This window comes from Brotaphodocola sp. (genome assembly GCF_983179755.1).
This window is the reverse complement of the sequence record NZ_CFAHBC010000033.1, coordinates 21,844-29,268: the sequence shown is the minus strand read 5'-3', so window position 1 is coordinate 29,268 and position 7,425 is coordinate 21,844. Positions and strand designations below refer to the sequence as shown.

The window sequence follows — 7,425 nt, the reverse complement described above, 5'->3', positions numbered from 1 at the left end:
ACCTCAAAGTACTTCTTCTGACGCGGGGACCATGCCTCTACGTCGCAGGATTTTACTTTCAGATCTGCCAGATCACCGGAACAGCACTCCAGAGTACGAACCGGAATATCCAGAGAACGGAACAGATCTACGGTGTTCTGCCACAGTTTATCGTACCAAGCCTTAGACTCCTCCGGCTTGCAGACTACAATCATCTCCTGCTTCTCGAACTGATGGATACGATATACACCGCGCTCCTCAATTCCGTGTGCGCCCTTCTCCTTGCGGAAGCACGGAGAATAGCTCGTGAAGGTCTTCGGAAGCTCTGCCTCCGGAGTTACGGTGTCGATGAACTTACCGATCATGGAATGCTCACTCGTACCGATCAGGTACAGATCCTCACCCTCGATCTTGTACATCATTGCGTCCATCTCCGCGAAGGACATAACGCCGGTTACGACGTTGCTGCGGATCATGAACGGCGGGATGCAGTAAGTGAATCCACGGTTGATCATGAAATCACGCGCATATGCCAAAACTGCGGAGTGAAGTCTTGCGATATCACCCATCAGGTAGTAGAAACCATTTCCAGCCACACGACCTGCTGCATCGAGATCAATGCCATCAAAGGTCTTCATAATGTCGGTGTGGTACGGAATCTCAAACTCCGGAACAACCGGCTCACCGAACTTCTCGATCTCAACGTTCTCGCTGTCGTCCTTACCGATCGGCACACTCGGATCAATGATATTCGGAATAGTCATCATGATCTTGAGAACTTTCTCTCCAAGCTCTGCTTCCTGCTTCTCCAGCTCTGCAAGACGTGCTGCGTTTGCAGCCACCTCTGCCTTCACTGCCTCTGCCTCTTCCTTCTTGCCCTGACCCATCAGCTGACCGATCTGCTTGGACAGCTTATTGCGGGATGCGCGGATGCTGTCTGCCTCAGCCTTTGCTGCACGGTTCTTTGCATCCAGCTCAATCACCTCGTCTACGAGCGGAAGTTTCTCGAACTGAAACTTGTTCTCGATATTTTTCTTTACGATGTCCGGATTCTCACGGACAAACTTTAAGTCTAACATCTTTTCCTCCTGTATACATCGATCCCGCGCCCTCTGTCCGGAAACCCGTCCCGGACGCTGAAACCATGAATAATATAACAATCATTTCCAAATTATACTACATTTTTACACGGTTGGAAAGGGGTTTATCTGCAAATCTGCAAATCATTAGGAAATCCGAATGAAGAGACCTGCTTTTTTCAGGACCGGACGGACTGCCATGTAAACGACACAGACCACAATCGTACCTGCAACGGCGTTGATAAAGGTTACACCTGCTGCCCAGGTTGCCATGATCTTTGCTGCGTCAGACTGAACACCCAGGATGTAGTTCTTGTAGAAGAATCCAACGATCGGATCAAAAATCACATTGAATCCGAGACCTGCAATCGAAGCGATCAGCGTCCACTTCAGGATGTACTTGCTGTCGTGATTCTCAGTGATGTGTGCGATGTTGTGCGCAACGAAACCTGCGATCAGACCGATGCAGAGCTTTAACACGAAGGTCTTTGGTGCACTCGTGATATAGGTGGGATCAATCAGATCTGCAATCGTCATACCCAGAGAGCCTGCAAGACCGCCGTAGCCACCGCCGAGCAGTAAGGCTGCGAGCACGCAGAAAGCATTTCCGATGTGAAGCGCGGTATAATCACCACCGAAAGTCGGAATCGGGATCTTTAAATAAGTGAATGATACGTAGCAGAGTGCTGCCATCAATGCGGTCAACACCAGCTTGTAAACCTTGTTGTCCTGTTTGTCTTGTCTGTTTTCCATAATTGTTCCACTCCTCATTTGCTTTTCAGGTTGCACTCTCCTCTTAAGAATCTGCAACCTGTTTTGATTTTCCCAATCATAGCACGCTGGTGGAGTGGCATAAATATCCAGTTTCGTATATTTTGACAAGTCCAGTTTGGATTTTAACCCCGATCTTTCGATTCCACGCAGACTAAAACACCCTTATCAATCCAAATCTTTGCCACATCCTGTGCAAGCTCATTGCTCAAGCAAAGCCCACTCTCCACGCCTTTCTTCAAGTCCCAGCCGTGAAGCAGGTACTTGAATCCTGCAAGGTGAATTCCTGTCACGCAGTCGGTGTACGGGAAGAAGGAAATGTATTTTCCCCAGACCTTTTCCCGCTCAAATTCTGCCTGATACTGAATCAGATACAGGCGATTCTGGGCATCGACAAGCTCAGCATGCACATTCTGCTCGAGACACGCGGACAACATCTGAATATTTGCAATCATATGGTCAAGTCTGCCACCGGTTGCCCCGAGAAAGACGATGCGACTGCATCCAAGCTCAAGCGCCCGACTTCTCGCAAGCTCCGTATCCGTCTCGTTTTTTTCCGGATGATGCTGTTCCCAGAACACAACGCGACCATCTTCCAGCTCCACCTTGCCCACCGTCTCCTCCTGTTCAAACAGATCCACGCTCTCATAGACCTGTTCTTCCAACGGTTCCTTCGACTGTCCTTCCATCGTCTCTTCCTCGGACAGACGCGCCGGAATCTTCGCCGGGCAATACTTTTTCAAAAGTTCTTCGTCCACGGTGTCAAAGTCGCCGACAACCCAGTCCGGTTTCAGACCGAGCGCGTCCGCATACCCGAGTCCCCCGTCAACTGCAATCACAAGATCAAATGTTTCCCTCTCCAAAAAGGAACGGGCGAAAGCCAGTTCCAGCTCTCCGCCCGTAACCACAAGACAGGATGGATGTTCCCTCATCACTCGTACTCCTTAAATGTTTCTAAGAATGCCTTGACATTCGCCTCTGCATCTCCCTTGAAGACTGCGGAACCTGCGACAAGGATGTTTGCTCCTGCCTTGAGAAGTTCCCCTGCATTGGCAGTCGTCACACCGCCGTCAACCTCAATATCCGTATGAAGTCCCATCTCATCTGCCATCCGGCGCACCTCGCGCACCTTCTCCGTCGCATAGGAGATAAACTTCTGACCGCCAAATCCCGGATTGACCGACATGATCAGCACCATATCCACCTCAGGAAGAATCCACCTGAGCGTCTCAACCGGAGTTGCCGGATTCAGCGCAACGCCCGCCTTCATGCCGAGATCCTTGATCTGGTGAATCGTGCGGTCGAGATGCTTGCAGGCTTCCTGATGCACACAGATCAGATCTGCCCCTGCCGTCTTCAAATCCTGTACATAGCGTCCCGGCTCCTCCACCATCATGTGAACATCAAACACACGGTCCGTACACGGGCGAATGCTTGCAATCACCGGCATTCCAAAAGAAATGCTCGGCACAAACATGCCATCCATCACATCAATGTGAAGGTACTCTGCTCCCGCCTGATCCACCTTCTGAATTTCTTCCCCGAGTTTCTTAAAATCTGCCGCTAAAAGCGATGGTGCTAAAATTGCCATGGTTCTCTCCTCTTATCTTTTTAATATCTTCTTCTCTCTTTCTCTCTGAGTTCCTGATAGAGAATCCGATAATTCTCATAACGACTCTCACTCAGCTTCCCACTCTCAAGAGCATCCTTGACTCCGCAAACCGGCTCCCCGATGTGAACGCAGTCCGCCTGAAACTTGCAGGCATCCGCAAACGGTTCAAACTCCGGGAAGTAGTACTTGAGCGCTCCAGACTCAATATCCTCAAGATACATCGAAGAAAATCCCGGTGTATCGCAAAGATAGGTATTCTCCTCCACACAGAACAGCTCTGCATGGCGGGTTGTGTGCTTTCCTCTCTTGATCTTCTCGCTGATCGATCCCGTCTCCATCACTGCCTTCGGCAGAATCTGATTCGTCAACGAAGATTTTCCGACACCGGAAGGACCTGCAAGAATCGTCGTCTTTCCGCGCAGAACTTCTCGGATGCGCTCGACACCGACTTCCTCCCTGCTGCTTACAAAGAGCACCGGATAGCCCGCCTGCTCATACGTCTTTCGGTACTCCTCCTGACGATCCTTCTCGCCGAGATCCGTCTTGTTAAAACAGATTGTGACCGGGATCTCCTGTGCCCCCATCATAATCAGGAAACGATCGAGCAGATTCAGATTCGGCTCCGGCTGTGTGATCGCAAACACCACAAGCGCCTGATCCACATTTGCCGATGCCGGACGGACAAGCACATTTTTGCGGGGCAGAATCTCCTCGATACTGCCCTCCGCCTTCTCCTCGTCGAGAACGACAAACTCCACGTTGTCCCCGACCACCGGCTTGATGCCACGGCTTCGGAAAATTCCCTTTGCACGGCACTCATACACCGTTTCATGTCCATCATGGACATAGTAAAATCCTGCAATTCCTTTGATAATTTTTCCTGTCATCTCTTATCTCTTCTCAACCTGCCGTATCTTTTCTATCCCTATTGCTCTGCCAGTCCCGCTTGAGTTCTTTTGAATTCTCCTGAGTTCTCTTATGTCGTCTCACATCATCTTCTTGCATCAGTCCATCGCAAAGAAAGTGAGCGGATAAATCTTTAAAATCTCTCCGCTGTCCACATTCACAACCTCAACCTGACCCTGATCAGTTCCATCCATGCTCTCAATGCTTGTAAAGCTGATCGGAAGCAGGACATTTCCGCGGATTCTTGTCGTCTGCATCAGCACTTTATAGAGCGGATTGCTGTCCGGTCCCTGGCGCAGGCGCACCATCACGCTGACCGTTGAACCACTCGCACCCGGGCCAATGAGATTGCTCGGATCATAGACCTCGTTGATCGAGGCAACGTATCTCTGACGCTTGATCTGAGGACCAGTGCTGACCACATAGGCCACACTGCTTCCCGCCTCAACCTGAGTGCCAGCTACTTTTGCCTGACTGATCACATGACCGGATGCCACGGACTCACTGCTCTGCTCCGTCACATCTCCGGAAATCAATCCTGCCTCGATCAGAAGCGCATTTGCTTCCTCCTTCGTCTTTCCAGTCAGAGAGGGCACATAGGCAGTCTCGACATGAGGACCACTGCTGACATAGAGAACCACACTTCCATTTTCCTCTACCTCCTCCGGCTCGTAGCGGATCACCTGATCTTTTTCAATCGTGTCGCTCTCCTCATCGACGACGGTCACAGACAGATTCCTGCTCTCAAGAAACGTCTTTGCTGTGCTTGCGTCAAGATCGGTCAGTTTCTGATCTCCGATCATCAGCTCTGACAGAACAATCTTCTCGGAACCCGTGCTGACAATCACCGTGACCGAAGCACCTTTGAGAACCACACTGTCGGCGGACGGAGCCTGACTGATGACATATCCTTTTTTGACCTCATCCGAGGAGGTGTAGGAAACCTTCATCGTCAGGAAACTTGCCTTGAGTTTCGTCTGCGCCTCTTCCTCGATAAGTCCTCTGACATCCGGCATGTAGACTTCTGTGTCCTTGAGGCCATCTTCCCCTGTGCTCGTCTCCATCTCTGCCTCATTCGACGCCACCGTCGTGTGAAGACTGCCAAGACCTGCATGGGAGAAGCCTCCAAAGAGCTTCATCACCACAACGATGAGGACAGCTACAATGCCGATTGCAACGACAATCCCAACACCTGCAAGAAGTCGTTCAAGTTTGGGATTCACCTCATCCTCATTCTCCTCCGGCTCTTCCTTGCGCCCTTTCCGGTATCCGTCGTAGTAATTCAAAGCATCGGAATGTCTCGAAGGATGCTTTTTAGTCGGTCGATTCAGATATTCGTCCGGTTTCTGCTTGGAACTGCCAGACTTCGGAAACTCAATCTCATCCTCAATCAGCGACTTATGTTTGCCAATCTCCTCAACTTCCTTACTGCCGAGCTTGATTGTCTCCCCATCTAAGGCAGTCTGACTCTTCGGAGTCTTAGAAAGCGCTGCAACATGGCTCTCCGGCTGAAGAAGCACTTTTCTGAGATCTGCGATCAGCTCTTTTGCACTCGTATAGCGCCGCCCCGGCATCTTCTCTGTACACTTCTTTATAATCTGCTCTAAACTTGGCGGAACATCCGGGTTGTAGACACTCGGCGGAACCATCACATTCTCCAAATGGGCAACTGCAATCGCGACCGCATTCTCCCCGGTAAACGGCAGATATCCGGTCACCATCTCATAGATCGTAATGCCGAGCGAATAGATGTCGCTTCGCTCATCGCAGAATCGCCCCTTCGCCTGCTCCGGCGAGATATAGTGAACCGATCCCATCGCCGAGGAGGTCATCGTCTGGGAGGAAACGGCACGCGCAATTCCAAAGTCCGTCACCTTGACCTTGCCATCCCTCGAAATCATGATGTTCTGAGGCTTGATGTCGCGGTGAATGATGTGCTGTTCATGCGCCGCCTCCATGCCCTGTGCGACCTGAATCGCAATGCCGATCGTCTCCTTCACCTCAAGATGCCCTTTCTTGGCGATATAACCCTTGAGCGTAATTCCCTCAATCAGCTCCATCACGATATAATGAAGCTGTCCCTCATCGATAACATCATAGACGCTGACAATGTTTGGGTGTGACAGTCCCGCTGCCGCCTGTGCCTCCATCTTGAACTTGCTGACAAAGTTGCTGTCGTCGCAGAATTCCTCCTTGAGCACCTTAATTGCCACGAAACGGTTGAGCTTATGACATTTTGCCTTGTACACCACAGACATGCCACCAGAGCCGATCTGTTCGAGTATCTCATAACGGTCCTGCAAAAAAGTTCCCGGTCTTAGCATCATAGGCTCACCTCACTTATCTGAGGTTCTACCAGAATCACCGAGATGTTGTCCTTTCCGCCACTGCGGTTTGCCGCATCCACAAGTCCCTGTGCCTTCTCGCTGATGCTCTCCTCCGCACGGATGATATACTCCATCTCAAACTCATCAACCATGTTGCTCAGACCATCCGAGCACATCAGAATCACATCCCGGCTCTTGAGCTTAAGTGCGAACAGATCCGCATCGACATCCTCATCTGCGCCGATTGCACGGGTGATAATATTCTTGTTTTCAAGATAATCCCGGCTTCCGCGCTTCATCTTTCCGAGCGCGACAAGCTCCTCCACATAGGAATGGTCGCGCGTGATCTGTTCAAGCTCATCTCGCAGAAGATACAGACGGCTGTCGCCGACATTTGCGACATAGAGCACATTGCCACGAATCGTCGCAAGCACCAGCGTACTTCCGGTTCCTCTCAGGTCCTCATTCTGATTTGCAGTCTCATAGAGTTCCCGATTGACTTTTCGGATTCCCTCCCGGATGATGCTGTGCACATCCTTATCTGGAAACGGCTGGGCGAAATACTCCGTCAGCTTCTCCACAACAAATCGGGAGGCAAAATCCCCTGCCTTGTGTCCGCCCATTCCATCTGCAACGATAAAAAGATTATCAAGAGAACCGACTGGCATCGTCGAAGCGTATACATAGTCCTGATTCATACTGCGATTCATGCCAATATCTGTAAGCGCGCATGCCTCCATCTCCCAGTCCC

Annotated in this window: 7 protein-coding genes; all 7 read right to left on the bottom strand. The window is 50.8% G+C overall.

The window, feature by feature from the left end:
- Positions 1-1,058, bottom strand: a 1,058-nt coding sequence (gene serS / locus AC4EVX_RS10895; protein WP_490160208.1) for a serine--tRNA ligase, incomplete at its 3' end; no start/stop codon positions are given.
- A 147-nt stretch (positions 1,059-1,205) separates the two neighbouring features.
- Positions 1,206-1,811 (bottom strand): ECF transporter S component, encoded by a 606-nt coding sequence (locus AC4EVX_RS10890; protein WP_490160207.1) that lies wholly within the window; start codon positions 1,809-1,811, stop codon positions 1,206-1,208.
- A 143-nt stretch (positions 1,812-1,954) separates the two neighbouring features.
- Positions 1,955-2,761: a thiamine diphosphokinase gene (locus AC4EVX_RS10885; RefSeq protein WP_490160206.1), complete on the bottom strand. Its 807-nt coding sequence runs from the start codon at positions 2,759-2,761 to the stop codon at positions 1,955-1,957.
- Positions 2,761-3,420 (bottom strand): ribulose-phosphate 3-epimerase, encoded by a 660-nt coding sequence (rpe, locus tag AC4EVX_RS10880; protein ID WP_490160205.1) that lies wholly within the window; start codon positions 3,418-3,420, stop codon positions 2,761-2,763. Before rpe ends, AC4EVX_RS10885 begins: the two co-directional genes overlap by 1 nt.
- A 20-nt stretch (positions 3,421-3,440) precedes the next feature.
- Positions 3,441-4,328: a ribosome small subunit-dependent GTPase A gene (gene rsgA / locus AC4EVX_RS10875; protein WP_490160204.1), complete on the bottom strand. Its 888-nt coding sequence runs from the start codon at positions 4,326-4,328 to the stop codon at positions 3,441-3,443.
- Positions 4,329-4,445: 117 nt separating this feature from the next.
- Positions 4,446-6,671 (bottom strand): Stk1 family PASTA domain-containing Ser/Thr kinase, encoded by a 2,226-nt coding sequence (gene pknB / locus AC4EVX_RS10870; RefSeq protein WP_490160210.1) that lies wholly within the window; start codon positions 6,669-6,671, stop codon positions 4,446-4,448.
- The gene (locus tag AC4EVX_RS10865; protein WP_308450594.1) at positions 6,671-7,414 is read right to left on the bottom strand and encodes a Stp1/IreP family PP2C-type Ser/Thr phosphatase; all 744 of its coding nucleotides are present in this window, start codon (positions 7,412-7,414) and stop codon (positions 6,671-6,673) included. The genes pknB and AC4EVX_RS10865 overlap by 1 nt, the downstream gene beginning before the upstream one ends.
- Between the last annotated feature and the right edge of the window lie 11 nt (positions 7,415-7,425).

What these genes read in the sequence shown, in the direction of transcription:
- AC4EVX_RS10885 (WP_490160206.1), bottom strand. Translation starts at nt 2,761, where the DNA reads ATGAGGGAACATCCATCCTGTCTTGTGGTTACGGGCGGAGAGCTGGAA.
- AC4EVX_RS10890 (WP_490160207.1), bottom strand. Translation starts at nt 1,811, where the DNA reads ATGGAAAACAGACAAGACAAACAGGACAACAAGGTTTACAAGCTGGTG.
- AC4EVX_RS10865 (WP_308450594.1), bottom strand. Translation starts at nt 7,414, where the DNA reads ATGGAGGCATGCGCGCTTACAGATATTGGCATGAATCGCAGTATGAAT.
- pknB (WP_490160210.1), bottom strand. Translation starts at nt 6,671, where the DNA reads ATGCTAAGACCGGGAACTTTTTTGCAGGACCGTTATGAGATACTCGAA.
- rsgA (WP_490160204.1), bottom strand. Translation starts at nt 4,328, where the DNA reads ATGACAGGAAAAATTATCAAAGGAATTGCAGGATTTTACTATGTCCAT.
- rpe (WP_490160205.1), bottom strand. Translation starts at nt 3,420, where the DNA reads ATGGCAATTTTAGCACCATCGCTTTTAGCGGCAGATTTTAAGAAACTC.